At 65.8% G+C, this 25,408-nt stretch carries 18 protein-coding genes; 8 read left to right on the top strand and 10 right to left on the bottom strand.

Annotation, left to right across the window (positions count from 1 at the left end; translation table 11 throughout):
• Positions 1-5: 5 nt before the first annotated feature.
• Entirely contained in the window at positions 6-1,289 is a 1,284-nt protein-coding gene (locus tag K6G35_RS02535) for an ATP-binding protein (protein WP_008645036.1), read from the bottom strand.
• A complete protein-coding gene (locus K6G35_RS02530; RefSeq protein ID WP_008645039.1) occupies positions 1,286-2,020 on the bottom strand; it encodes a response regulator in 735 nt (244 codons plus the stop codon). The genes K6G35_RS02535 and K6G35_RS02530 overlap by 4 nt, the downstream gene beginning before the upstream one ends.
• Before the next feature lie 283 nt (positions 2,021-2,303).
• On the opposite strand from K6G35_RS02530, the gene K6G35_RS02525 reads away from it, so the two are divergent.
• The 4 genes from K6G35_RS02525 to K6G35_RS02510 are packed head-to-tail and all read left to right on the top strand — an operon-like array spanning position 2,304 to position 11,706.
• Entirely contained in the window at positions 2,304-3,734 is a 1,431-nt protein-coding gene (locus K6G35_RS02525) for an MdtA/MuxA family multidrug efflux RND transporter periplasmic adaptor subunit (RefSeq protein ID WP_286879622.1), read from the top strand.
• 21 nt (positions 3,735-3,755) lie between these two features.
• Positions 3,756-6,911, top strand: a complete 3,156-nt coding sequence (locus tag K6G35_RS02520) for an MdtB/MuxB family multidrug efflux RND transporter permease subunit (protein ID WP_186425986.1) — start codon at positions 3,756-3,758, stop codon at positions 6,909-6,911.
• A complete protein-coding gene (locus K6G35_RS02515) occupies positions 6,911-10,213 on the top strand; it encodes an efflux RND transporter permease subunit (protein ID WP_495676045.1) in 3,303 nt (1,100 codons plus the stop codon). Before K6G35_RS02520 ends, K6G35_RS02515 begins: the two co-directional genes overlap by 1 nt.
• The gene (locus K6G35_RS02510; protein ID WP_495676044.1) at positions 10,213-11,706 is read left to right on the top strand and encodes an efflux transporter outer membrane subunit; all 1,494 of its coding nucleotides are present in this window, start codon (positions 10,213-10,215) and stop codon (positions 11,704-11,706) included. Before K6G35_RS02515 ends, K6G35_RS02510 begins: the two co-directional genes overlap by 1 nt.
• Positions 11,707-11,769: 63 nt before the next feature.
• Here K6G35_RS02510 and K6G35_RS02505 read toward each other — a convergent pair whose 3' ends face one another.
• On the bottom strand, positions 11,770-12,669 hold the full coding sequence (locus tag K6G35_RS02505; protein WP_017513146.1) for a LysR family transcriptional regulator: 900 nt from the start codon (positions 12,667-12,669) through the stop codon (positions 11,770-11,772).
• A gap of 182 nt (positions 12,670-12,851) precedes the next feature.
• On the opposite strand from K6G35_RS02505, the gene K6G35_RS02500 reads away from it, so the two are divergent.
• Positions 12,852-13,313, top strand: coding sequence for a PACE efflux transporter (locus K6G35_RS02500; RefSeq protein WP_495676043.1), 462 nt, complete (start codon positions 12,852-12,854; stop codon positions 13,311-13,313).
• A 116-nt stretch (positions 13,314-13,429) separates the two neighbouring features.
• Positions 13,430-14,986: a D-alanyl-D-alanine carboxypeptidase/D-alanyl-D-alanine endopeptidase gene (gene dacB / locus K6G35_RS02495; protein ID WP_495676042.1), complete on the top strand. Its 1,557-nt coding sequence runs from the start codon at positions 13,430-13,432 to the stop codon at positions 14,984-14,986.
• Between the two features lie 79 nt (positions 14,987-15,065).
• On the opposite strand, the gene K6G35_RS02490 is transcribed toward dacB, so the two are convergent.
• The 7 genes from K6G35_RS02490 to K6G35_RS02460 all read right to left on the bottom strand — a co-directional run bounded on the left by K6G35_RS02490 (position 15,066) and on the right by K6G35_RS02460 (position 22,781).
• A complete protein-coding gene (locus K6G35_RS02490; RefSeq protein WP_495676041.1) occupies positions 15,066-16,058 on the bottom strand; it encodes an L-threonylcarbamoyladenylate synthase in 993 nt (330 codons plus the stop codon).
• A 15-nt stretch (positions 16,059-16,073) separates the two neighbouring features.
• Positions 16,074-17,318, bottom strand: a complete 1,245-nt coding sequence (locus tag K6G35_RS02485; RefSeq protein WP_008652145.1) for a 5-(carboxyamino)imidazole ribonucleotide synthase — start codon at positions 17,316-17,318, stop codon at positions 16,074-16,076.
• A 29-nt stretch (positions 17,319-17,347) separates the two neighbouring features.
• Positions 17,348-17,845 (bottom strand): 5-(carboxyamino)imidazole ribonucleotide mutase, encoded by a 498-nt coding sequence (gene purE, locus K6G35_RS02480; RefSeq protein WP_035881410.1) that lies wholly within the window; start codon positions 17,843-17,845, stop codon positions 17,348-17,350.
• A 21-nt stretch (positions 17,846-17,866) separates the two neighbouring features.
• Positions 17,867-18,775, bottom strand: a complete 909-nt coding sequence (locus K6G35_RS02475) for a phosphoribosylaminoimidazolesuccinocarboxamide synthase (protein ID WP_008652147.1) — start codon at positions 18,773-18,775, stop codon at positions 17,867-17,869.
• 102 nt (positions 18,776-18,877) lie between these two features.
• The gene (fba, locus tag K6G35_RS02470) at positions 18,878-19,942 is read right to left on the bottom strand and encodes a class II fructose-bisphosphate aldolase (RefSeq protein ID WP_008652148.1); all 1,065 of its coding nucleotides are present in this window, start codon (positions 19,940-19,942) and stop codon (positions 18,878-18,880) included.
• Positions 19,943-20,061: 119 nt separating this feature from the next.
• A complete protein-coding gene (gene pyk, locus K6G35_RS02465; RefSeq protein ID WP_008652150.1) occupies positions 20,062-21,501 on the bottom strand; it encodes a pyruvate kinase in 1,440 nt (479 codons plus the stop codon).
• 83 nt (positions 21,502-21,584) lie between these two features.
• A complete protein-coding gene (locus K6G35_RS02460; RefSeq protein ID WP_008652151.1) occupies positions 21,585-22,781 on the bottom strand; it encodes a phosphoglycerate kinase in 1,197 nt (398 codons plus the stop codon).
• A 378-nt stretch (positions 22,782-23,159) separates the two neighbouring features.
• Between K6G35_RS02460 and K6G35_RS02455 the strand changes: the two genes are divergently transcribed.
• Complete coding sequence (locus K6G35_RS02455; protein WP_495676040.1) at positions 23,160-24,266, top strand: helix-turn-helix transcriptional regulator; 1,107 nt, start codon at positions 23,160-23,162, stop codon at positions 24,264-24,266.
• 22 nt (positions 24,267-24,288) lie between these two features.
• Positions 24,289-25,407: a helix-turn-helix transcriptional regulator gene (locus K6G35_RS02450; protein ID WP_495676039.1), complete on the top strand. Its 1,119-nt coding sequence runs from the start codon at positions 24,289-24,291 to the stop codon at positions 25,405-25,407.
• The last annotated feature ends 1 nt before the right edge of the window (position 25,408 follow it).

Below are 25,408 nucleotides of genomic sequence, written 5' to 3'. Positions count from 1 at the left end.
CCGCATCAAGCCGCCTGCGCCATGGCTGCGAACGGAAACACCATTTCCACGCGCAGGCCGCCTTCCTCGCGGTTGGCAATGGACAGGCGTCCGCCTGCCTGCCGCACCAGGCGATCGACGATCGCCAGGCCCAATCCCGAATGCGCATTGCCGCCACGTGCCGGATCGAGCCGCACGAACGGCATCGTCACGCGTTCGATCGCGTCATCCGGAATCCCCGGCCCCTCATCCTCGACGATCAGCTTCCAGCCTTCCTGCGTGCGGCTCGTGGCCACGCACACCGGCGGCTGGCCGTAGGCGTAGGCGTTGTCGACAAGATTGCCGATGATCCGGTCAAGCTGAGTGGCGATCATGCGGAAGCCATCGCCCGCGTTCAGTTCCAGCACCACCTTCCTGTCCTGTTCCTGCAAGGACGCCGCCAGTTCGCCGATACGCTTGTCCACCGGCACGGGCCGCGCGGTAGGCTCGCTGCTTTGCGCGAAGGTCAGGAACTGCTCGACGATGGCCGACATCGACTCCACATCGCGCGTCACGCCGGCAGCGGCCTTCGGATCCGACAGCATCTCCGCACGCAACCGCAGGCGTGCGAGCGGGGTCTTCAGGTCGTGCGCGATGCCGGCCAGCATTGTGTTGCGTTCCTGATCGATGCGCACAAGGTCTGCGACCATGCGATTGAAACGCACGATCAGTTGCCGCAGCTCATGCGGTCCGCGCTCGCGCAGCGGCGACACCAGTTGCTGGCGCGACAGCTTCTCCGCCGCCTCGGCCATGTCCCGCACAGGGCGCTGGATCTGCCATGCGATCAGCAATGCGAAGATGATCGCTATCCCTACCACCAGCACCACGCCCGGCAGCAATCGATTGTCCGGCGGCGGGTTGTGCACGAACAGGATCGGCATGGCGATCCATCGATTGCGCTTGGGAAGCTTGATCCACAGCCGCGGCGTGGACAGTTCGTCCTCGAGCCGCACCTCGGTACCCGGCGGCAGGCGCCGCGTGAACTGCTCCACCAGCCGGCGCGCCCGGCCGGCTTGCGGAACGGAGGCGTGCTCGTCGGCGGTAGAGGCATCCGCCACTTCCACCAGGCTCGGCAGGGGCAACGGCGGCGTCGCATCGAGCGCCCGCTGGATACTGTCGAGCTGGAAGATCATCTGCTCGACCGAATAGTCGATCTGCTGCTGGCGCCGGTCCATGCGAAGGATGGCCAGCCACGAAAAGTGGCTGATTACCAACACGGCCGCGATTAGCAGCGCGATGCGGCCAAACAGGGTATCGATGCGAAGCTTCATTGCGGAATGCTGTCCTCGGCCTCGTCGGGCACAAAGGTGTAGCCGCGGCCACGTACGGTCTGGATATAGCGCGGGCGCTGGGCGTCCTCGTCGAGCAGGCGGCGCAGGCGCCAGATCTGCACGTCGATGCCCCGGTCGCTGATGCCGTTGGCGGTGCCGTACATCAGTTCGACAATGCGCTCGCGAGAGAGCACTTCAAGCGGATGCGACAGCAGCAGCTTGAGCAGCGCGAATTCGGTGTCGCTGATGGAAACGGACTGGCCGCTGCGTTCGAGCGAGCGCTGACGGAAGTTCACCCGGAACGGCCCGAACACCACGGATTCCCGATCTTCGGGGGCGGCGGCCGGGCGGGCCAGCTTGCGGCGCAGCACGGCATTGATCCGCGCCAGCAACTCGCGTGGCGAAAACGGCTTGCCGAGGTAGTCGTCCGCGCCGATCTCCAGCCCGACGATGCGGTCGATCTCGTCGCTGCGCGCGGTCAGCAGGATCACCGGAATATCGTCGTTCTTGGCGCGCAGGTTGCGCAGGGCGGTCAGGCCGTCGACCTTCGGCATCATCAGGTCGAGCACGATCAGCGCCGGGCGCTCGCGCTCGAGCCGCGCCTGCAGGCCGTCGCCATCATGGAGCACGGAAACCGCGAATCCCTGGGATGTCAGGTACTCGCGCAGCAGGTCGCGCAGTTCGGGATCGTCATCGACGACGAGAATCTGGGTGGGCTGGTTTGTACGCATAGGCACATGATAGTCAGGCCGGACATGCGGCTTTGCAAATGTCCCGGACCGTTTTGTTTCCGGAGGTTACACCCACGTCGCTGGTAATCCGCTGTAATAAAAGCAGGGCGCGGCGAAACAGGTGGGATGGGAGCCGCACATTATGCTTCAGGCCATCCCCCTGACGGCGAGGCACCCTGCCCGTGCGATGCGGCATACTGCTGCAACTTCGCCGTCACAATGCTTGTGCGAATACCGTTGGCACGCCCCACTTTTTCGTCGTGCCGCTCCCAGGATTCCGGTCATGTCCAACCCAGAACAAGGTCAACCCACTCCTCCCAATCCGCCCACACCGGGCGGTAATACCCGGTCCCGACGCCGCACGTGGATTGCCGGCGCAGTCATCGTCGTGCTGGCCGGTGCCGGCTGGTACTGGCATGGCCATCGCAAGGCCGCGCAGGAAGCCGGCGCCACGAGTGCCGGCGCGGCCAGTGGCGCCGCCGGGATGGGCGCGGGCAGGCGGGGCCCCGGAGGCGCTAGCGGCGCCGGTGGCCCTGGCGGGCCGGGCGCGCAGCAGCGCTCGCCAGTGGTGGTCAACCGCGTGACGCGCCGCAACATGGACGTGGTCCTGAACGGCCTGGGCAACGTGACGCCGGTGGCCAACGTCACGGTGCGCGCGCAGGTTTCCGGCCCGCTGCTCAAGGTGCTGTTCAAGGAAGGCCAGATGGTCAAGGCCGGCGACGTGCTGGCCGAGATCGACCCGCGCCCGTTCCAGGCCACGCTCGACCAGGCTGTCGGCCAGCTCGCCCGCGACCAGGCATTGCTCCAGAACGCCCGCCTGGACCAGAAGCGCTACAAGACGCTGCTGGCGCAGGACTCGATCTCGAGCCAGCAGGTGGATACGCAGGACGCGCTGGTGCGCCAGTACGAGGGGACGGTCAAGACCGACCAGGGTAACGTCGACAACGCGCGCATCCAGCTTGGGTACACGCGCATCGTCGCGCCGACGTCGGGCCGCATTGGCCTGCGTCAGGTCGATCCGGGCAATATCGTCAACCCGAGCGACACCAACGGCATCGCCCTGATCACCCAGATCCAGCCGATCGCGGTGCTGTACACGATCCCCGAGGACAACCTGCCCTCGGTGCTGAAGAAGCTCAACGCCGGCGAGAAGCTGCCGGTGCAAGCCTGGGACCGCCAGATGCGCAACCAGCTCGGTGAGGGTACGCTGCTGACCACGGACAACCAGATCGACACCACCACGGGCACCGTCAAGCTCAAGGCGATCTTCGCGAACACGGACGGCATGTTGTTCCCGAACCAGTTCGTCAACGTGCGCACACGCATCGACACGCTGGAAGACGCCACCGTGATCCCGATCGCGGCGATCCAGCGCGGCCAGCAGGGCACGTTCGTGTATGTCGTGGATGACCAGAGCACGGTCAAGGTGCAGGTCGTCACGCTTGGGCCGGGCGACGGCAGCCACAGCGCCGTGCTCAAGGGCCTGGAGCCCGGGCAGCGTGTGGTTGTGGATGGCGCGGACCGCCTGAAGGAAGGCATGACCGTCGAGGCGGTAGACCCGGCGGCACGTGCCGCGGCGCTCACTCCGGCGAGTTCGCCACGCGCCCGCGGCCGTCGCGGCGGCGGCGCGAGCGGCGCCCACGGTGCCAGCGGCGCGCGGGCAGCCAGCGGCGCCCATGGCTCGGGCGCGAGCCCGCAGCAGGCACAGCCGTAAGGCGAGGAGTCGAGGAGCGGCATGAATCCCTCACGCATCTTTATCGAGCGGCCAGTCGCCACGGCGCTGCTGATGGTGGCCATCCTGCTGTCGGGGCTGGTCGCATTCCGGCTGCTGCCGCTCTCGGCCCTGCCCGAGGTGGACTACCCGACCATCCAGGTCACCACGCTCTACCCAGGCGCCAGCCCCGATGTGATGACCTCGTCGGTCACCGCGCCGCTGGAACGCCAGTTCGGCCAGATGCCTGGCCTCAAGCAGATGTCGTCCTCGTCCTCCGGCGGCGCATCGGTGATCACGCTGCAGTTCGAGCTGACACTGTCGCTCGACGTGGCCGAACAGGAGGTGCAGGCCGCCATCAACGCGGGCAGCAACCTGCTCCCGGCAGACCTGCCAATGCCGCCGATCTACAGCAAGGTCAACCCGGCCGACGCGCCGATCATGACGCTGGCGATGACGTCCGACACACTGCCGCTGCCCAAGCTGCAGGACATGGTCGACACGCGCGTGGCCGCCAAGATCTCGCAGATCCAGGGCGTGGGTCTGGTCACGATCAGCGGGGGCCAGCGCCCCGCCGTGCGCATCCAGGCCAACCCGACGGCCCTGGCCAACCTCGGCATGTCGATCGACGACCTGCGCACCGCCATCGGCAATGCGAACGTGAACGGCGCCAAGGGCAGTTTCGACGGCCCCGCGCGCGCGTCGACGATCGACGCCAACGACCAGCTCAGGTCGGCCGACGAGTACAAGCAGATCATCATCGGCTACCAGAACGGCGCGCCGATCCGCATCACCGACGTGGCCGACATCGTCGATGCGGCCGAAAACAGCCGCCTGGCCGCATGGGCCAACGCCAAGCCGGCCATCGTGCTGAACATCCAGCGCCAGCCCGGCGCCAATGTGATCGAGGTGGTCGACCGCATCAAGACGCTGATGCCGCAGTTGCGGGCGTCGCTGCCGGCCTCCGTGCAGGTGCAGCAGCTGACCGACCGCACCACCACGATCCGCGCCTCGGTCAAGGACGTCGAGTTCGAACTGCTGCTGGCCGTCGCGCTGGTGGTGATGGTGATCTTCATCTTCCTGCGCAACCTGTCCGCCACAATCATCCCGGGCGTGGCGGTGCCGCTGTCGCTGGTGGGCACGTTCGGCGTGATGTACATGGCCGGCTTCTCGATCAACAACCTCACGCTGATGGCGCTGACCATCGCCACCGGCTTCGTGGTGGACGACGCCATCGTGATGATCGAGAACATCATGCGCTACATCGAGGAAGGCGATCCGCCGATGGAAGCGGCGCTGAAGGGCTCGAAACAGATCGGCTTCACCATCATCTCGCTGACGTTCTCGCTGGTGGCCGTGCTGATTCCGCTGCTGTTCATGGGCGACGTGGTCGGCCGCCTGTTCCGCGAGTTCGCCATCACGCTCGCCGTGTCGATCCTGATCTCCGCAGTGGTTTCCCTGACGCTGACGCCGATGATGTGCGCGCGCCTGCTGCGTCACGTGCCGGAGAGCGAAATGTCCCGCTTCCACGTGGTCACGGGCCGCTTCTTCGACAGCGTGATCGAACAATATGGCCGCGCGCTGAACTGGGTGCTCGGACGCCAGACGGCCACGCTGCTCGTCGCCGTGGGCACGCTGGTGCTGACCGGCCTGCTCTACGTGGTGGTGCCCAAGGGCTTCTTCCCGGTGCAGGACACGGGCATGATCCAGGCGATCACCGAAGCCTCGCAGACCAGTTCGTTCCAGTCGATGGGCCGCAAGCAGGAGGCGGTGCAGAAGGTGATTCTTGAAGATCCCGCCGTCGAAAGCGTGTCGTCGTTCATTGGTGTCGACGGCACCAACACGACGATCAACGCGGGCCGCATGATCATCAACCTGAAGCCGAAGGACGAACGCGACTCGATGGCAGTCGTGACCGACCGGCTGCAGGCCTCGGTGCAGAAACTTGGCGGCGTGGCGCTGTACATGCAGCCGGTGCAGGACCTGACAATCGAGGACCGCGTGGCTCGCACGCAATACCAGTTCACCGTCGAGGACCCGGATCCGGCCGTGCTGGCCGAATGGGTACCGAAGCTGATCGAGCGACTGAAGCAGGAGCCGGAACTGCGCGACGTGGCCAGCGACCAGCAGAACAACGGCCTGCGCGCCTACGTGGAGATCGACCGCGACGCCGCCGCGCGTTTCGGCATCACCACCGCGGTCATCGACAGCGCGCTCTACAGCGCGTTCGGCCAGCGGCTGGTCTCGACGATCTTCACCCAGTCGAGCCAGTATCGCGTGGTGCTGGAAACGATGCCGCAGTTCCGGGTGAGCCCGGAGTCGCTGTCCGCGCTGCGCCTGCCGTCGTCGTCTGGCGGCCAGGTGCCGCTCGGGTCGATCGCGCACATCTCGGAGCGCACCGGCCCGCTCGTGATCAATCACCAGGGCCAGTTCCCGTCCGCGACGATCTCGTTCAACCTCGCGCCGGGCGAATCGCTTGGCGCGGCGGTGGACAAGATCACCAAGGTCGAGAGCGAGATTGGCCTGCCAATCTCGATGGCCACCGAGTTCCAGGGCGCCGCCCTCGCCTTCCGCGCGTCGCTCTCCAACACGCTGTGGCTGATCCTGGCCGCTGTGGTCACGATGTACATCGTGCTCGGTGTGCTGTATGAAAGCACGATCCATCCGGTAACCATCCTCTCGACGCTGCCGTCGGCCGCCGTCGGCGCCCTGCTGGCGCTGCTGGTGTCGGGGCAGGATATCGGCATCATCGCGATCATCGGCATCATCCTGCTGATCGGTATCGTGAAGAAGAACGCAATCATGATGATCGACTTCGCGCTCGAGGCCGAACGCGAAGGCGGCATGAAGCCGCGCGATGCGATCTTCCAGGCCTGCCTGCTGCGCTTCCGCCCGATCCTGATGACGACCATGGCCGCACTGCTGGCTGCGTTGCCGATGATGCTCGGCACGGGCATCGGCTCGGAACTGCGCCGTCCGCTGGGTATCACGATGGTGGGTGGCCTGCTCGTCAGCCAGGTGCTGACGCTGTTCACCACGCCGGTGATCTACCTGGCGTTCGACCGCGTCGCGATCCGCCTGAAGGCCTGGCGCCGCAACCGCTTTGGCGACCCCGATGAAGGCGGCACCGGAGAGGATGGCGGCCAGCCGTCGCACCGTCCGCAGGAGCCGAACGTCTGATGAATCTGTCGGCCACCTTCATCCATCGCCCGGTTGCCACTGCGCTGCTGACCATCGGCATTCTGCTGGCGGGCATCGCGGCGTTCCGGCTGCTGCCAGTCTCGCCGCTGCCACAGGTGGACTTCCCCACCATCTCGGTGTCTGCGTCACTGCCCGGCGCCAGCCCCGAGACGATGGCCGCCACGGTGGCCACGCCGCTCGAACGCGCGCTGGGGACGATTGCCGGTGTCACGGAAATCACGTCGACCAGCTCGCTCGGCTCCACACGCGTGACGCTGCAGTTCGACCTGTCGCGCAACATCGACGGCGCGGCCCGCGACGTGCAGGCGGCGATCAATGCATCGCGCGCCACGCTGCCCACGAGCCTGCCGAACAACCCGACCTATCGCAAGGTCAACCCGGCCGACGCGCCGATCATGATCATCGGCCTGACATCGCAGACGATGTCACGCGGCCAGCTCTACGATGCGGCGTCGACGATCCTCGCGCAGAAGCTCTCGCAGGTGGAAGGTGTCGGGCAGGTGACCATCGGCGGCTCCTCGCTGCCGGCCGTGCGGGTGGAGCTGAATCCCACGTCACTGAACAAGTACGGCATCTCGCTGGAAGACGTCCGCAACACCATCAGCGCCACCAACGCCAACCGGCCGCTCGGCGTGCTGGAGAACAGCAACAACGCGTGGCAGGTCTATGCCAACGATCAGGCGATGGCGGCCAAGGACTATATGCCGCTGATCATCCGCTACGCGACACCGGGCACGTACTCGTCCGCGTCGGCCGGCGCACTGATCGCCAGCACCGCCAACGCCGCCGCCGGCGGCAACGTCAGCACGAAGACCGTCAACGGCGTCACCACGACCACCATCACCACCAGCAGCGGCACCACGACGATCACCACGGGCGCCACCGGCGGCAGCAACGGCGCGAAGGGGCCAAACGGCTTCGCGGTGCCAATCCGCCTGCAGGACGTGGCCAATGTGGTCGACTCGGTACAGGACATCCGCAATGCCGGCTCTGCCAACGGCAAGCCATCGGTGCTACTGGTGCTGAACCGTTCGCCCGGCGCCAACATCATCGAGACCGTGGACCGCGTCAACGACATCCTGCCGCAGTTGGGCAAGATGATCCCGGCCGCGATCTCGATGGACGTGATGATGGACCGCACACCCACCATCCGCGCCTCGCTGCGCGAGGTGGAACAGACGCTGATCATCTCGGTGGCTCTGGTGGTCATGGTCGTGTTCCTGTTCCTGCGCAACGTGCGGGCCACGCTGATTCCGAGTGTGGCGGTGCCGGTATCGCTGGTCGGCACGTTCTCGGTGATGTACCTGGCCGGGTTCTCGCTGAACAATCTTTCGCTGATGGCGCTGACCATCGCCACGGGCTTTGTGGTCGACGATGCGATCGTGGTGCTGGAAAACATCTCGCGCCATATCGAGGAAGGCATGAAGCCGCTGGCCGCCGCCTTGCGCGGCGCGCGCGAGGTCGGCTTCACGGTGCTGTCGATGAGTCTCTCGCTGATCGCCGTGTTCATCCCGCTGCTGCTGATGGGTGGCATCGTCGGCCGGCTGTTCCAGGAGTTCGCGATCACGCTGTCGGTCGCCATCCTGGTGTCGCTGGTCGTGTCGCTGACCACCACGCCGATGATGTGCGCACGGCTGCTGCGCCCGGTGCGTGAAGAATCCCAGGGCCGTTTTCATCGCGCAACCGAGCACGTCTTCACATGGATGCAGCAGGCCTACGCACGCACGCTGGGCGCGGCGTTGCGCCATAGCACGTTGGTCTGGATCGTTCTGCTGGCCACGGTGGCACTGAACGTCTGGCTCTACGTGATCGTGCCAAAGGGCTTCTTCCCGCAGCAGGACACGGGCCGCCTGATCGGCTTCATCCGCGCGGACCAGGCCACATCGTTCCAGGCGATGCGCACCAAGCTCGACAACTTTATCCAGATCGTCCAGACCGACCCGGCCGTGGTCAACGTGGTCGGCTTCACGGGCGGCTCGCAGCGCAATACGGGACAGATGTTCGTCACGCTGAAGCCGCTGTCCGAGCGCAAGGAATCCGCCGATGCAATCATCGCGCGGCTGCGTGGCAAGCTGGCGAAGGAGCCAGGCGCCAGCCTGTTCCTGCAGTCGGTGCAGGATATCCGCGTCGGTGGGCGACAGAGCAGTTCGCAATACCAGTTCACGCTGCAGTCCGATGACCTGGACGTGCTGCGCGAGTGGGAGCCAAAGGTTCGCGCGGCAATTTCGAACATCAAGGGCATCGAGGACGTCGACACCGATACCAATGACAAAGGCCTGCAGACGTCAGTGATCATCGACCGCGACACCGCGTCGAAGCTCGGCGTCAGCGCGCAGCAGATCGACGCGATCCTCAACGATGCCTTTGGGCAGCGCCTGGTCTCGACGATCTACCACCCGCTCAACCAGTACCGCGTGGTGATGGAGCTCAGTTCCGAGTATCTGCAGGGGCCGCACGCGCTGCAGGATGTCTATGTCGTCACCGGCGGTGGCAAGCGCGTGCCGCTCGCGGCCTTCACGCGTGTGATGCCGACCAGCACGCCGCTCGGCGTGAACCACCAGGGCCAGTTCGCGGCGTCGACGATCTCGTTCAACCTGGCCGAAGGCTATTCGCTGTCGCAGGCTACCGACGCGATCAAGGATGCGCTCGCGCGGATCGGCGCGCCGGAGACGTTACAGGCCAATTTCGCGGGTGGCGCCAAGGCGTTCCAGGATTCGCTCAAGAGCCAGCCGATCCTGATTCTGGCGGCGATCATCACGATCTACATCGTGCTGGGCATCCTGTACGAGAGCTACGTTCATCCGCTGACGATCCTGTCGACGCTGCCGTCGGCGGGCGTGGGCGCGCTGCTGGCCCTGCTGCTGTTCAAGACCGAGTTCAGCATCATCGCGCTGATCGGCGTGATCCTGCTGATCGGCATCGTGAAGAAGAACGCGATCATGATGATCGACTTCGCGATCGACGCCGAGCGGCGTGACGGCCTGAGCCCGCGCGACGCGATCTACCGCGCCTGCCTGCTCCGTTTCCGCCCGATCATGATGACCACGATGGCAGCGATGCTGGGCGCGATTCCGCTGGCACTGGGCCGCGGCGATGGCGCCGAACTGCGCGCGCCGCTCGGTATCTCGATCGTCGGCGGCCTGCTCGTCAGCCAGTTGCTGACGCTGTACACCACGCCTGTGGTTTACCTCACGCTGGATCGCTGGCGCCTCAAGGTCAAGGCCTGGCGCGAGCGTCGTCGCACCCAGGCAAGCGGCACCACGCCGCGCCTCGAACACTGATGAAGGCAATTGCCATGTCTCGAAGCCAATTCTCGTTCACCGTCGTTGCGCTGGCTTGTGCCCTGCTGACCGGTTGTGCGGTCGGCCCTGATTACCAGCGGCCCGATGCGCCCGTGCCCAAGGCTTTCAAGGAAGCCAGCGAGGACATGCCCGCATGGACCGGCGACTGGAAAACCGCCGAGCCGCAGGACATCATGGCGCGCCCCGACTGGTGGCGCGTGTTCGACGATCCCGTGCTCGACGCGCTGATGTCTCAGGTCAAAATATCGAACCAGAACATCAAGGCGGCGGAAGCACAGTATCGCCAGGCCACGGCATCGCTATCCGCGGCACGCGCGGGCTACTTCCCGACGGTCGGCGCCAATGCCGGCGTCTCGCGCGGCGCGACAGGCGGCAATGGCCAGATCATCAACGGCCAGAACCTGACGCTGTCCGCCAACTGGGAAATCGACGTGTGGGGCCGTGTGCGCAGGCAGGTGGAAAGCGCCCAGGCCGGCGCGCAGGCCAGCGAGGCCGACCTGGCTTCGATCCTGCTCTCCACGCAGGCAACGCTGGCGCAGAGCTACTTCCTGCTGCGCGTGGCGGACGCCCAGCACGCGCTGCTGGACCGCACCGTGGCCGACTACGCGAAGTCGCTGCAGCTCGTGCAGAACCAGTACAAGGCGGGCACCGCGCAACGCTCGGACGTGCTGCAGTCGGAAACCCAGCTCAAGTCCGCGCAAGCACAGCAACTCGATATTCAGATCACTCGGCAGCAGCTCGAACATGCCATCGCGGTACTGGTCGGCAAACCCCCGGCGGACCTGACCGTGGCGACCGTCGACAACCGCGACACGATTCCGCGCGTACCGGTGGCCGTGCCATCGCAGTTGCTGGAACGCCGCCCCGATATCTCGGCGGCAGAACGGCGCATGGCATCTGCGAACGCCAATATTGGCGTGGCCGAGGCGGCCTACTACCCGACGCTCTCCCTATCCGCCACAGGCGGGTTGACGGCCAGTACCCTGGCGCGCTGGCTCTCCCTGCCCGACCGTGTCTGGTCAATCGGTGCCGGTCTGGCCGGCACCGTGTTCGACGGCGGCCTGCGCCGTGCCAATACAGCGATTGCGGTGGCTCAGTACGACCAGACCGTGGCGAACTATCGGCAAACTGTGCTGGGCGCGTTCCAGGAGGTCGAGGACAACCTCGCCTCGGCCCGCGTGCTCGAACAGGAGTCGATCGTCCAGAACGACGCGCTGCGCTCGGCACGCGAAGCGCTTTCGCTGGTCAACAACCGCTACAAGGCCGGCACTGCAGCGTTGCTGGATGTGCTGACGGCCCAGACCGCGGCCTATACGGCGGAGAACACCACATTGACGATCATGGGGCGGCAGTACACCGCGGCCGTCACGCTGATCAAGGCACTTGGCGGCGGATGGCATGGGCCGGATATGGAGGTGGGGAAGGCCGATAGCGCCCCGCCGGCTACCGCGCCCGCTTCGACAGCGCAATAACAGACTCGGTGGCGGACTCAATAGCGGACTCAATAGCGGACTCGGTAGCGGCGCTGCAGCGCGCTACCGCCCCTCCGGCATCGGCAACGGCTGCTGACTGACCCGCTCCCGCAACCATGTGGCCGCCTTGCCCAGCGGCCGCTGCTTGTGCCACACGATTTCCATCGCCACGGGCCAGTCCTGATCCTGGAAGGTCAGCTGCGGCGATACCAGCCCGGCAGCGGCGGGCGAGTTGGCCGCCACGTGCCAGGGCACAAACGCCCAGCCGAGCTTGCGCTTGACCAGTTCGACGATCACCCACTGGCTTTCCACCCACCAGACTTCGGCCGCCACACGCAGCCGTTTCTTTTCCTCGCTGTCGCTGCGCGTGGCCACCATCAACTGCCGGTAGCGTTTCAACTCTTCGAAGTCCACGCGCGGCTGGGCGGCAAGGGGATGGTCGGGCGCGCAGATGATCGGCATCGGCACCCAGCCCAGCGCATGGAAGCCGAGTTCGGGCGGCAGGATCTCCTGGCGCCACATGATGCCGAGGTCCGCGCACTGGCTCAGCACCAGCCGGCTCACGTCCTCCATCAGCGGGAACAGCAGTTCGAGTTCGACCGACGGGAAGCGTTGCGAGAACTCGTCGAGCAGCACGCCAAGGGTCTCTTCCGGATATAGCTCGTCGACGGCCAGCGTGAGGCGGGACTCGACACCTTCGCCCAGGCTCTTGGCAACGCCCCGAAAGTGCTCGCAACGCTCCAAAATCACACGCGCCTCGACCAGCAGCCGCTCGCCGGCCGGCGTCAGGACCGGGTAACGGGCGGTGCGGTCGAACAGCGCATTGCCGAGGTCGATCTCCAGATTGGCGACGGCGGCGCTGACGACGGACTGTGCCTTGCCAAGTTGGCGGGCCGCCGCGGAGAAGGATCCGGTCTCGGCTGCGGCGGCAAAGGCTTGCAACTGTTCGAGGGACAGGCTCATGGTGTGCGTTCTCGTTGGCTTTCTCCCCTCTCGCACAAGCAGGAGGGGGCGACGGGGGCAGACGGTGGCGAAAGCCGGTCGCAGGGGGAATCCCCTTCTATCGGAATAACCGATACTACCCAACTTGCGATTAGCTGTCCTGCCGATAGAATGCGCTCCATCGTTTCACAAAGGAGAGCTTCATGCGCACCACCGCAGACCGGATCCGTCACACCGTCGGTTTCGAGCTGATCGGGTTGCTGATCTTCGCCCCGCTTGCCAGCCTGGTATTTGGCTACGCGCTGCACAAGATGGGTCTGGTGGGCGCGGTCGCGTCACTGATCGCTGCCGTCTGGAATTACGTCTACAACATCCTCTTCGACCGCGGGATGCTGCGCTTCACCGGCCAACTCCGGAAGACGCCGGCGATTCGCGTGCTGCACGCAATCCTGTTCGAGGGTGGCCTGCTGCTCGTGTTCCTGCCATCGGTGGCGTGGTACCTCGACATGACCCTGCTCGACGCGTTCATCATGGACATCGCCGTGGCCGGCTTCTACATGGTCTACGCGCTGGTCTACAACTGGGTCTATGACGCGGTCTTCCCGATCCCTGGCCTCAAGGCGAAGGAGGATAGCCAGCCTGCCGATTGCCCGTCGGCCAACTAGGAACCGCGGAAATCCGACCGTGCGACGTGCGGTCGACCTCAGCAACAAAATGCGGCCGGAAGCGGTCGAAAATGGCCGCATTCACGTCATCCATCGGGCATGGGCCATGCGTTAACATGAGCGCCATGCCAATCCGCCCCTCCCTGCTCCGCCGCAGCCTGTCTCCCGTTATCGCAACGGTCGCGCTGCTCGCCTTCGGCCTGACTGGAGCCCAGGCCAAACCCGTCAAATCCGTCAAAGCCACCAAACCGTCGGTCCAGCGCGTCAGTGCAGAAGCCGCGGACCCGGCCGCCGCGCGCACCGGCCTGCCCGCCACTGTCACCACGGCGCTGCGCCGCGCGCATGTGCCACTGTCGGCAGCAAGCTTCTACGTGATCAAGGTCGGCGCGCCGCGCCCGCGTGTGAGCTGGAACGCCGAGGCGCCGATGAACCCGGCGTCGACGATGAAGCTGGTCACCACGTTCGCCGGACTGCAGTTGCTCGGGCCCGACTATCGCTGGCTCACTTCGCTCTACGCCGATGGCCAGCCGGGCCCGGACGGGGTGATCAACGGCAACGTCTATCTGCGCGGCCGGGGAGACCCGAAGCTGGTGCCCGAGGAAATGGCCAAGCTGGTCAACACGGCGCGATCGACTGGCGCGACGGCCATCAACGGCGATCTCGTGCTCGACCGCAGCTTCTTCGCGGATACCCAGGACAACAGCTACACGATCGATGGCGAGACGCAACGCGCCTACAACGTCAATCCTGATGCGCTGCTTTATGCCTTCAAGACGCTCACCTTCACGATCACGCCCGACGCCGCCGGCCGCGCCGTCGACGTGGCCGTCACGCCGGCGCTGGCGCAATTGCGTGTGGATAACCGCCTGACGCTGGTCAACGGCCGTTGCGGTGACTGGCGCGCACGTGCCAACCCAAGCATCACGCCGCAGTCAGACGGCACCATCGTCGCCGCGTTCGACGGCAACTACTCCGCCGATTGTGGCGAACACGTGGTCAACCTGGCCACACTCTCGCACAGCGATTTCATCTGGGGCGGCTTCGTGGCCGAATGGCAGGCGGCGGGTGGCCGCTTCGTGCGTCCGCCCGGACTGCGCGGCGGCACCGTGCCGCGCAGCGCGTTCCTGCTGGCGCGGCACTACGGCCAGCCGCTCGGCGAGATCGTGCGCGACATCAACAAGTTCTCGAACAACGTGATGGCACGTCAGCTCTTCCTGACGATTGGCGCGGAGATCGACCGGAGCGGCCCGGCCAGCACCGAGAAGTCGACACGCGTGATCAAGCGCTGGCTATCGCGCCAGGGGCTGGACATGCCGGATCTGGTACTGGAGAACGGCTCGGGATTGTCGCGCGAGGAACGGATCAGCGCTTATGACATGGCGCGCCTGCTGCAACAGGCACTGGCCAGCAATGTTGGGCCGGTGCTGATGGACTCCCTGCCGATCCTCGGCGTGGATGGCACGCTGCGCAATCGCCTGACCCGCGCCAATGCGGCCGGCAATGCCTACCTGAAGACGGGCACGCTACAGGATGTACGCGCGCTGGCGGGCTACGTCGACGCGCTCGACGGGCAGCGTTATGTGGTGGTGGCGTATATCAATCACCCGAACGCATCGGGAGCGCAGGAGGCGCACGATGCGTTGATGCAGTGGGTGTATAAGGGCACGCCTTGAGGTGAGGGTTTTGTGACAGGCATGGTGGGGGATGGAGCGCCTGGCCCTCTCCCCGCCTTCCTCCGCCTTCCCCCTAACCTCAGCAATCCTCGAACGCAGCCGCGGCGCGACCCAACCGGTCTCGCACCCCGTCCCACTCGGGACTCTCCGGCAAGGGTTCGAACACCAGCCGCTGGAATCCTTCCTTGTCGAGCCGGCGCAACAGCCGGTACAGCTCCTGCGCATAAGCGTCCGGCGTGGCCGGTGCTTCAACGAACGTGCAGCGCGGATCGCTGGTTGCCGGCGCGCGACCCACCCAGGCCAGCCTGCCATCGGCGGACAGCCCATGCAGGTACTGCGGCAAGGCATCGGCCTGGGCCAGCGTCAGCGTGGTGCGGGGCGCGTAGTGGGCCTTGAGCGTGCCCGATGCGCGCGGCGCGGCGGCATCCGGCGGTAGCGGCATGGTGCCGAGCACGTCGGCCATCATCGCCGCCGTGATCGCGCCCGGGCGCAGCAGCACCGGGCCAGCCGTATCCAGGCGGGACAGATCGACGATCGACGATTCGATGCCAACGTCCACGCCATCGCCTTCGAGCACATAGACCGATCCACCGAACTCGTCGCGCACATGCTCGGCCGTGGTCGGGCTGACCTGGCCGAACTTGTTGGCCGATGGCGCAGCAATGCCACCACGGCCACGGCGGAAGCGCGACAGCAGCGCCTGCGCCACCGGATGCGACGGGCAGCGCAAACCGATGCTGTCCTGCCCACCGGCAACCGCTGCCGGGATGTGGGCGGCGCGTGTCAGGATGATCGTCAGCGGACCGGGCCAGAACGCATCGATCAGCTTCTGCGCGGCGTCGGGTACGTCGTCGCTCCAGTAGCCGACATCGGCGCCATCGACCACGTGAACGATCACCGGATGGTTCGACGGACGACCCTTGGCGGCGAAGATACGCGCCACGGCTTCAGGATTCTCGGCATCGGCACCGAGACCGTAGACGGTCTCGGTCGGGAAGGCCACGAGCTCGCCGGCTTCGAGCAGGCGAACAGCTTCTTCCAGCTCCGCGGCGGTGGGCATGCGTGAAGACATCGCGAACTACCGGTTTCAGCTGGGGATGTGCAGCGCCTTGGCGGCGGCATCGAACGTGCGGTCAGCCGCTTCGGCGTGGTCGCCAACGCAGTTCACGTGTCCCATCTTGCGCGACGGGCGCGCATCGTTCTTGCCATAGAGGTGCAGCTTGGCGCCGGGCTGTGCCAGCACCTCATCCCACGCGGGCGTACGCTCCAGGCCGAACTCGAACCAGCAGTCGCCAAGCAGGTTCAGCATCTTGCCGGCCGAATGCTGGCGGGTGCTGCCCAGCGGCAGGCGAGCCATCGCGCGGACCTGCTGCTCGAACTGGCTGGTCTCGCAAGCATCCATCGTGATGTGCCCCGAGTTATGCGGGCGCGGCGCCATTTCATTGGCCACCAGCGTGCCATCGGTCAGCACGAAGAATTCAATGCAAAGCACGCCGACGTAGCCCATTTCCGAAGCAATCGTCGCCGCGGCGTTGCGGGCGCGTTGGGAAATATCGTCCGACACGCTTGTCGAAGGCATCGTCGTCGAAAACAGGATGCCATCGCGGTGCACGTTCTCGGCCAGCGGCCACGTGGCGGTGGAGCCATCGGCGGCACGCGCGGCCAGCACCGACACCTCGTACGCCAGCGGCAGCATCCGCTCGAGCACGCACGGCACATGCTGCATGGCCTTCCATGCGACGCGCACGTCCTCGCGCGACTTCACGCGCGCCTGGCCCTTGCCGTCGTAGCCCATCCGCGCGGTCTTCAGGATGCCCGGCAGCACTTCATCAGGCAGCCGGTCCACGTCGGCATCGTGCTGGATCACCCAGTGCGGGGCCGGCGGCACGCCGGTACGGTCTGCACAGGAGGCGAAGAACTTCTTTTCGCCGATGCGGTTCTGCGCGATCGACACGCAGTAGCCGCGCGGCGCGACGAACACGCCGGCTTCCTCCAGACGCTCAAGCGAGATCGACGGCACGTTCTCGAACTCGGTGCTCACCGCCTCGCACAGGCTGGACAGTTCAGCCAGCGCCGCATCGTCGGTGTATGCCGCGCAGATGTGCCGGTCAGCCACGGAGCCGGCCGGGCTGTCCTGGTCCGGATCGAGCACGCAAACGCGGTACCCCATCGACTGCGCCGCGTGCGTGAACATGCGGCCGAGCTGGCCGCCGCCGAGCATGCCGAGCCAGGCACCTGGCAGGATCGGCGAGTTCGGACTGTCCACGCCGAACTCGGCGCGCGACTCGGGGGTATGCGCTTCGGACAGGTGGGGATGGATATCGGTCGGCATGGCTCAGGCTACGGTGAGACTTCAGAAAGTTATACGGGCAGCGTCATCGCGCGCGCGGCTTCGGTCTGCTTGGCGCGGAACACTTCCAGCGCGCTGGCCAGCGCGTCGTCGGTGGTGGCCAGCGTGGCGATCGCGTGCAGCGCCGCGTTGGCGGCGCCGGCCTCGCCGATGGCGAAGGTGGCCACGGGCACACCCTTCGGCATCTGCACGATCGACAACAGCGAGTCCTCGCCGCGCAGGTACTTTGACGGCACCGGCACGCCGAACACCGGCACGATGGTCTTGGCGGCGATCATGCCCGGCAGGTGCGCGGCACCGCCGGCGCCGGCGATGATCGCGCGGATGCCGCGGCCACGCGCCGCTTCGGCATAGCGGAACATGTCATCGGCCATCCGGTGCGCCGATACCACCTGCGCTTCGAACGGCACGTTGAAATCCTTGAGCATGGCCACGGCGTGCTGCATCACGTCCCAATCGGAACTGCTGCCCATTACCACGCCAACCACAGGCTTCGATTCGTTGCTCATCTTCAATTACCCTTCCTGCCTTTACTGCAGCGCTTCGCCGGTCAGGCGGGTCAGCGCTTCCTTGTACTTGTCGGCGGTCTTCTGCACCACGTCTTCCGGCAGCTTCGGCGCCGGCGCGGTCTTCGGCCAAGGCTTGCCGTCGATGCGCACGGCTTCGAGCCAGTCACGCACGAACTGCTTGTCGAACGACGGCGGGTTGGTGCCCACCTGATACGAATCGGCCGGCCAGAAGCGCGACGAGTCGGCCGTCAGCACTTCGTCCATCAGCGTCAGCGTGCCGTTCTCGTCCAGACCGAACTCGAACTTCGTGTCGGCGATGATGATGCCGCGCGTGGCGGCGTAGTCGGCGGCTTCCTTGTACAGGCGGATCGAGATGTCACGCATCTTCGCGGCCAGTTCCTTGCCGATGCGGGCCTCGACTTCATCGAACGAGATGTTCTCGTCGTGCTCGCCCATCTCGGCCTTGGCCGCCGGCGTGAAGATCGGCTCGGGCAGCTTCTGCGCGTTCTGCAGGCCGGCCGGCAGGGCGATACCGCACACCTTGCCCGTGGCCTGGTAGTCCTTCCAGCCGCTGCCGGCCAGATAGCCGCGCACCACCGCTTCCACCAGGATCGGCTTCAGGCGCTTGACCACCACGGCGCGGCCCTTCACCTGCTCCACCTCGTTCGGCGCCACCACGGACTCAGCGGTCACGTCGGTCTCATGGTTCGGCACGATGTGCGCGAGCTTCTTGAACCAGAAGTTGGCCATCTGGTTCAGCACGCGGCCCTTGGCCGGAATCGGCTCGCCCAGGATCACGTCGAAGGCCGACAGACGGTCGGTGGTCACGATCAGCAGCTTGTCGTCGCCGACAGCGTAGTTATCGCGGACCTTGCCTTTGCCGAGCAGCGGCAGGGACTGGATGGAGGATTCGTAGAGGGCGTCGGACATGGTGTGAAAACGGCTGCGGCTGAAAAACAAGCGGGGCTTCGAGCGCGATGCGAAGCCCCATGAAGTAGCAAAGCCCCGCACCAGGCGGGGCAACGACACAATTTACTGCACGACCTGGGCGAGCTTGCCGGCCTTGTACTGCTGGGCAACGTCGGTCAGCGACACGGCCTTGATCTTGCTGGCCTGGCCTTCGCAACCGAAGGCGATGTAGCGGGCCTTGCACACGAGCTTGGCGGCTTCGCGGGCCGGCTTCAGGTACTCGCGCGGGTCGAACTTGCTCGGGTTCTCCACGAAGAAGCGGCGGATCGCGCCGGTCATCGCCAGACGGATGTCGGTGTCGATGTTGATCTTGCGCACGCCGTACTTGATCGCTTCCTGGATTTCCTCCACGGGCACGCCGTACGTTTCCTTCATGTCGCCACCGAACTGGCGGATTTCAGCCAGCAGTTCCTGCGGCACCGACGACGAACCGTGCATCACCAGGTGAGTGTTCGGAATGCGGGCGTGGATTTCCTTGATGCGCCCGATGGCCAGGATGTCGCCCGTGGGCTTGCGCGTGAACTTGTACGCGCCGTGCGAGGTGCCGATGGCGATGGCCAGCGCGTCGAGCTGGGTGGCCTTGACGAAGTCGGCGGCCTGCTCCGGATCGGTCAGCAGCATCGAGTGATCGAGCTTGCCTTCGGCGCCAATGCCGTCTTCCTCGCCGGCTTCACCGGTTTCCAGCGAGCCCAGGCAACCCAGTTCGCCTTCCACGGTCACGCCCAGCGCGTGGGCCATCTGCACAACCTTGCGGGTCACGTCGACGTTGTACTCGTAGTCCGACGGGGTCTTGCCGTCTTCCTTCAGCGAGCCGTCCATCATCACCGACGAGAAGTTCAGGTCGATGGCGGCCTTGCAGATCGCCGGCGACTGGCCGTGATCCTGGTGCATCACCACCGGGATGTGCGGGTAGGCTTCCACAGCGGCTTCGATCAGGTGGCGCAGGAAGTGCTCGCCAGCGTATTTGCGCGCGCCAGCCGATGCCTGCATGATCACCGGGGCGTTGACCTCGTCGGCGGCCTGCATGATGGCCTGAACCTGTTCGAGGTTGTTCACGTTGAAAGCCGGCAGACCGTAGTTGTTCTCGGCGGCATGGTCCAGCAACTGGCGCATGGATACGAGTGGCATGTCTAACTCCTGAATGTAAATAGCTTGGGGTATTTCTGAATTCTTGTCGTTGCTGCGCCAGACAGGCTCGCGCATCGGGCGCGGTCATGTCTGTCTGGCACGCCACATGGGCGCGCGTCCTACCGGGTGCCCACCCTCACGATCTTGAGCGTATTTGTGCCGCCGGGCTGGCCCATCGGCTCGCCGATCGTCAGCACGATGAAATCGCCGCGCTGCACCACGCCCTGGGACAGCAGCAGTTCCTCGGCCTGCTCAAGCGCCACGTCGCGGTCCGCGCTCGACTGCAGCGGCAGCGGCACCACATTGCGATAGAGCTGCATCTTGCGTTGCGACGCCAGGTTCGGCGTCATCGCATAGATCGGCACGTGGATGCGGTGACGGCTCATCCACAGCGCCGTGGCGCCGGAATCGGTCAGCGCCGCGATCGCCTTGACACCTAGATGATAGGCGGTGAACAGCGCACCCATCGCGATCGACTGGTCGATCCGCGCGAAGGTCTGGTTCAGGAAGTCGGTGTCGAGCTGCACCACCTCCGACTTCTCGGCTTCCAGACAGATCGCGGCCATGGCTTCGACCGTTTCCACCGGATAGCGGCCGGCAGCGGTCTCGGCCGACGTCATCACGGCGTCGGTGCCGTCGAGCACGGCGTTGGCCACGTCGGACACTTCGGCCCGCGTCGGCACCGGGTTGACGATCATGCTCTCCATCATCTGGGTGGCGGTGATCGTCAGCTTGTTGGCCTCGCGCGCCAGCTTGATCATGCGCTTTTGCAGCGCGGGCACGGCGGCGTTGCCAACTTCGACGGCCAGGTCGCCACGCGCCACCATGATGCCGTCTGACGCCAGCAGGATTTCCTCGAGCACGCCAGGACGAATCGCCTCGGCCCGCTCGATCTTCGCGATCATGCGCGCCTTGTGGTTGTGCGGCTGGCCTGCCACGTTGGTGAGCTGGCGGGCCATTTCCATGTCGGTGGCGTTCTTCGGGAAGCTCACGGCCACGTAGTCCGCGCCCAGCGCCATGGCGGTCTTGATGTCCTCCATGTCCTTGGCGGTCAGCGCCGGCGCCGACAGGCCGCCACCCTGACGATTGATGCCCTTGTTATTGGACAGCTCGCCACCGATACGCACCGTGGTGAAGATCTCGTTGCCGAGCACGCGGTCCACCACCAGCACGATCAGACCGTCGTTGAGCAGGAGCAGGTCGCCCGGGCCCACATCGCGCGGCAGATCCTTGTAGTCCAGGCCCACGCGCTCCTGATTGCCCATCTGGCAGGCCGAATCGAGGATGAACGCATCGCCCGGCTTGAGCGTGATCTTGCCGTTCTCGAACTTGCCCACGCGGATCTTGGGGCCCTGCAGGTCGGCCATGATGGCCACCTCGCGCCCGCAGGCCGCCGCTGCCTCACGCACCAGGGCGGCGCGATCGATATGGTCCTGCGCGGTGCCATGCGAGAAGTTCAGGCGCACCACATCGACCCCTGCTCCGATCATGCGGGTCAACACTTCCAGCGTGCTGGATGCGGGGCCAATCGTGGCGACGATCTTGGTGGAACGTGTCATGCGGGCAGCTTCCTTGGTGGGGGGCGCTTGGTTTTTCTGGAAACTGGCCGGACGGGGGTGTCCCGCGCCGGCCTGTCGGGTCATCAGCCTGCGGCGCGCTGCTCCAGCACTTCGAATGCGGGCAGCTTCTTGCCTTCCAGGAATTCCAGGAAGGCGCCGCCACCGGTCGAGATATACCCGACGCGATCGGCGATGCCGTACTTGGCGATGGCGGCCAGCGTGTCGCCGCCACCTGCGATCGAGAATGCCTTCGACGTGGCAATGGCTTCGGCCAGCACCTTGGTGCCATTGCCGAACTGATCGAATTCGAACACGCCGACCGGACCGTTCCAGACGATCGTGCCGGCAGCCTTGAGCTGGTCGGCCAGCATCGCGGCGGTCTTCGGGCCGATGTCGAGAATCATGTCGTCGTCGGTAACGTCCTTGACGTCCTTGACCGTCGCCGCAGCCGTGGCGCTGAACTCCTTGGCGCAGACCACGTCGACGGGAATCGGCACCGATGCGCCGCGCGCGGCCATGATGTCGATGATCGTCTTGGCGTCACCCACGAGGTCGGCCTCGGCCAGCGACTTGCCGATCTTCAGGCCAGCGGCCAGCATGAACGTGTTGGCGATGCCGCCGCCGACGATCAGGTTGTCCACCTTGTCGGCCAGGGCCTTCAGGATGGTGAGCTTGGTCGAAACCTTCGAGCCGGCCACGATGGCCACCAGCGGACGCGCCGGCTGGCCCAGCGCGCGGCCCAGCGCGTCGATCTCGGCGGCCAGCAGCGGGCCGGCGCAGGCGATCGGGGCGAACTTGGCGATACCGTGGGTGGTGGCCTCGGCGCGGTGGGCGGTGCCGAACGCGTCGTTCACGTAGACGTCACAGAGCTTGGCCATCTTCTGGGCCAGCTCGTCGCTGTTCTTCTTCTCGCCCTTGTTCACGCGGCAGTTTTCCAGCAGCACGATCTGGCCAGGCGCCACCTCGACACCGTCGACCCAGTTCTGGACCAGTTTCACCGGCTTGCCGAGCAGTTCGGACAGGCGCGTGGCAATCGGGGCCAGCGAATCCTCGGGCTTGAACTCGCCCTCGGTCGGACGGCCCAGGTGCGACGTCACCATGACGGCCGCGCCGGCGTCCAGGCAGGCCTGAATGGCCGGCACCGACGCGCGGATGCGGGTGTCTTCGGTGATATTGCCTGCGTCGTCTTGCGGCACGTTCAGGTCGGCACGGATGAACACACGTTTGCCGGAGATTTTGCCTTGGGAAATGAGATCGGTAAGACGCAGGACAGAGGTCATGGCGATAAGAGCGGGACGTGGGCGACATGCGCCGCCCGTGGAAATCGGGAAAACCGGCATTTTACCTGATCGTTACTACCGTACGACGCGATCTGCCCGTTTCGCGGCATATCCGTCACATGCCATGCCCAGCCCGGAACATCCCCTACCGAAGGGGGGGCACCCGATTGCACGCTCAACAACCGGGTTGGAGTAATGTACGCCTTAATGTACTAAACGTATGCATGGCCAGACACTCACGTCAATTCTGGTGGTTTTAGTACATCACTGCAGGTCCGGCGCGACCGGACCATAAGAAATATGACCCGCGGACCCGGGACACCCCCGGTTACCAAGAGGCCAAGAATAAGCGTGGCGAATGCAAGGGGGTAGTCTGAAATGGATCAAGCGACCATGCATGGCGCGATCCGGGGGCTTTACGAGGGCATCCTGGACCCGGCAGCCTGGCAGCAAAGTCTGCGTGCGTTAACGGCAATCGCCGGCACGACGCACGCCTCCATGATGGTATGGGACACGGTCCGCGACCAGGTGACCGTCAACGAGGTGGTCAACCCGGTCGAGGAATTGTTTCTCGCCTATGAAAACGATTTCCAGGCCATGGACCCGGCCAAGGCGTTCGCACCCAGGCTGGTGCCCGGCGCCTGGTATGTCGATGCGCGCGACCTGGGCCATCAGGCCATGGCGCGTCATCCGTTCTATGGCGAGTTCTTCCACAAGTTCGAATTGGGTTCGTACATGGCCTGCCTGGTAGAGCGCCAGCCGCACTACGAGGTTTACTTCTCGATGCAGCGCTCGCTGGCGCAGGGCAACTTCAGCGGCGATGACGCGCAGCGGCTTGACTGGGTGGTACCGCACATGCGCAGCGCGATCGCGATCCGCGACCGCACGCTGGCGCTGTCGACGATGACCACGCTGGCAACGCGGCTGATCGAACGACTGGCATTCGCCGTGGCCATCTATTCACCCGACCGACGGCTGCTGCTGGCCAATACGGCCGGTGAACGCTGGGCACGCCGGCTCGACCCGTTGGGCAAGACCACCGAGTGGCAGCTTTCGCGCAGCTTCATGGAGATGCTGCACTGCGCCTGCGATCCCGCAAAACCGCAGGCCGCCATGGCCGCCCGCGCCACCGGCCCGAATGGCAGCCAGGCCGAAGTGCTGGTGCTGCCCCTGCCAGCCAGCCACGCCTTTGCCTCGACATGGCAGACCCCCGCGGCGCTGGTCGTCGTGCATGAGGCGGGCGCCCCGTCGGTGCTGCTCGACTCGGTCATGCGCAACCTGTACGGCCTGACACCCGCCGAGACCCGGTTGGTCGCGCGGCTGGCCACGGGTGAAGGGTTGCCGGAAGCCAGCCGGCAGATGCGCATCCGGCACGAGACCGCGCGCACCCAGCTCAAGGCGATCTTCCTCAAGACCGGCTGCACCAGCCAGGCACAGCTGACGCACTTGCTGACGCGACTCGCCGCCACGCTCGACGGAGGTTGATCGAGTGATGGTGACAGAGGACATGCACGAGACCATTCGTGGTCTCTATCAAGGCGTTCTGGAACCGCAGGCCTGGCAGCGCAGTCTGTCCGCGCTATGCGACCTCAGCCAGAGCGAGCGCGCCTCGCTCCTGGTTTTCGACCCCGCGAGCGGCAGTGTGCGCGTGCGGCAGACGGCAGCGCTTGCTGCCCTTGCCTCGCAGGCAACGCCCCACGATTCGCCGCAAACGCTTTCCTTCAACGAACGGCTGAACGTGGGCGGTTGGTTCATTCATCGACGCGACACGGGATTCGCTGCAACCCTCGGCGCCTTTCCGCAGGAGGACATCGCCGGCGTCGCACCCGCTTCCATGATGACCTGCCTGATTGACCGGCAGCCCGGCCACGAGATCTACCTGTCGCTGCAGCGTCCGGCCGGCGCCGATAGTTTTCTGGAAGCCGATGCCCGCGCCCTGGACTGGATCATTCCGCACCTGCGCGAAGCAGTGGCCATGCGCGACCGCGCGCAGGCCGCCAGCACGCATGGCCGCGTGTCAGCCAATCTGCTGAACCAGTTGCCATTCGGCGTGATCGTCTTCACGGCTGCTGGCGAGCCACTGCTGGCCAATGCGGCAGGCGAGCCGTGGATAGGCCGGCTGATGCCGATACGCGCGGACGGCGCCGCCGACGGCACGCTGGCACCGGCTGGACAAGGCTGGCGGCTCTCGAAGCCGTTCCACGAAGTCATGCGCGGGCTCACCGATGCGGGCGCGCCGCTGGAGGCTGGCGCCATTCACGCCGTGAGCACGGACGGCCACGAGGCCCAGATCGTTGCGATGCGACTGACGCCGGGCACACCGCTGTCCTCGGCATGCCTCGGGCAGCCGCTGCTGGTGGCGATTCACGAAAGCCACGGCACGCCGCGGGCGGTGCCCACCGTGCTGCGCGACCTCTACGGCCTGACGCCAGCGGAAACGCGGCTCGCCGCGCTGCTGACCACCGGCATCGGCCTGCCGGAGGCGAGCATCCAGCTCGGCATCAAGCGCGAGACGGGCCGGTCCCAGCTCAAGTCGATCTTCACCAAGACCAACACGAGCACGCAGGCGCAGCTTGCTCATCTGCTCACGCGACTGGGCAGCGTGCTGGCCGAACCCGCCCGATAGC

The sequence above is a fragment of the Cupriavidus sp. HY129 genome (assembly GCF_059492215.1).
Note: the sequence above shows the minus strand (reverse complement) of the source record. Positions and strands in the feature narration are given on the sequence as shown.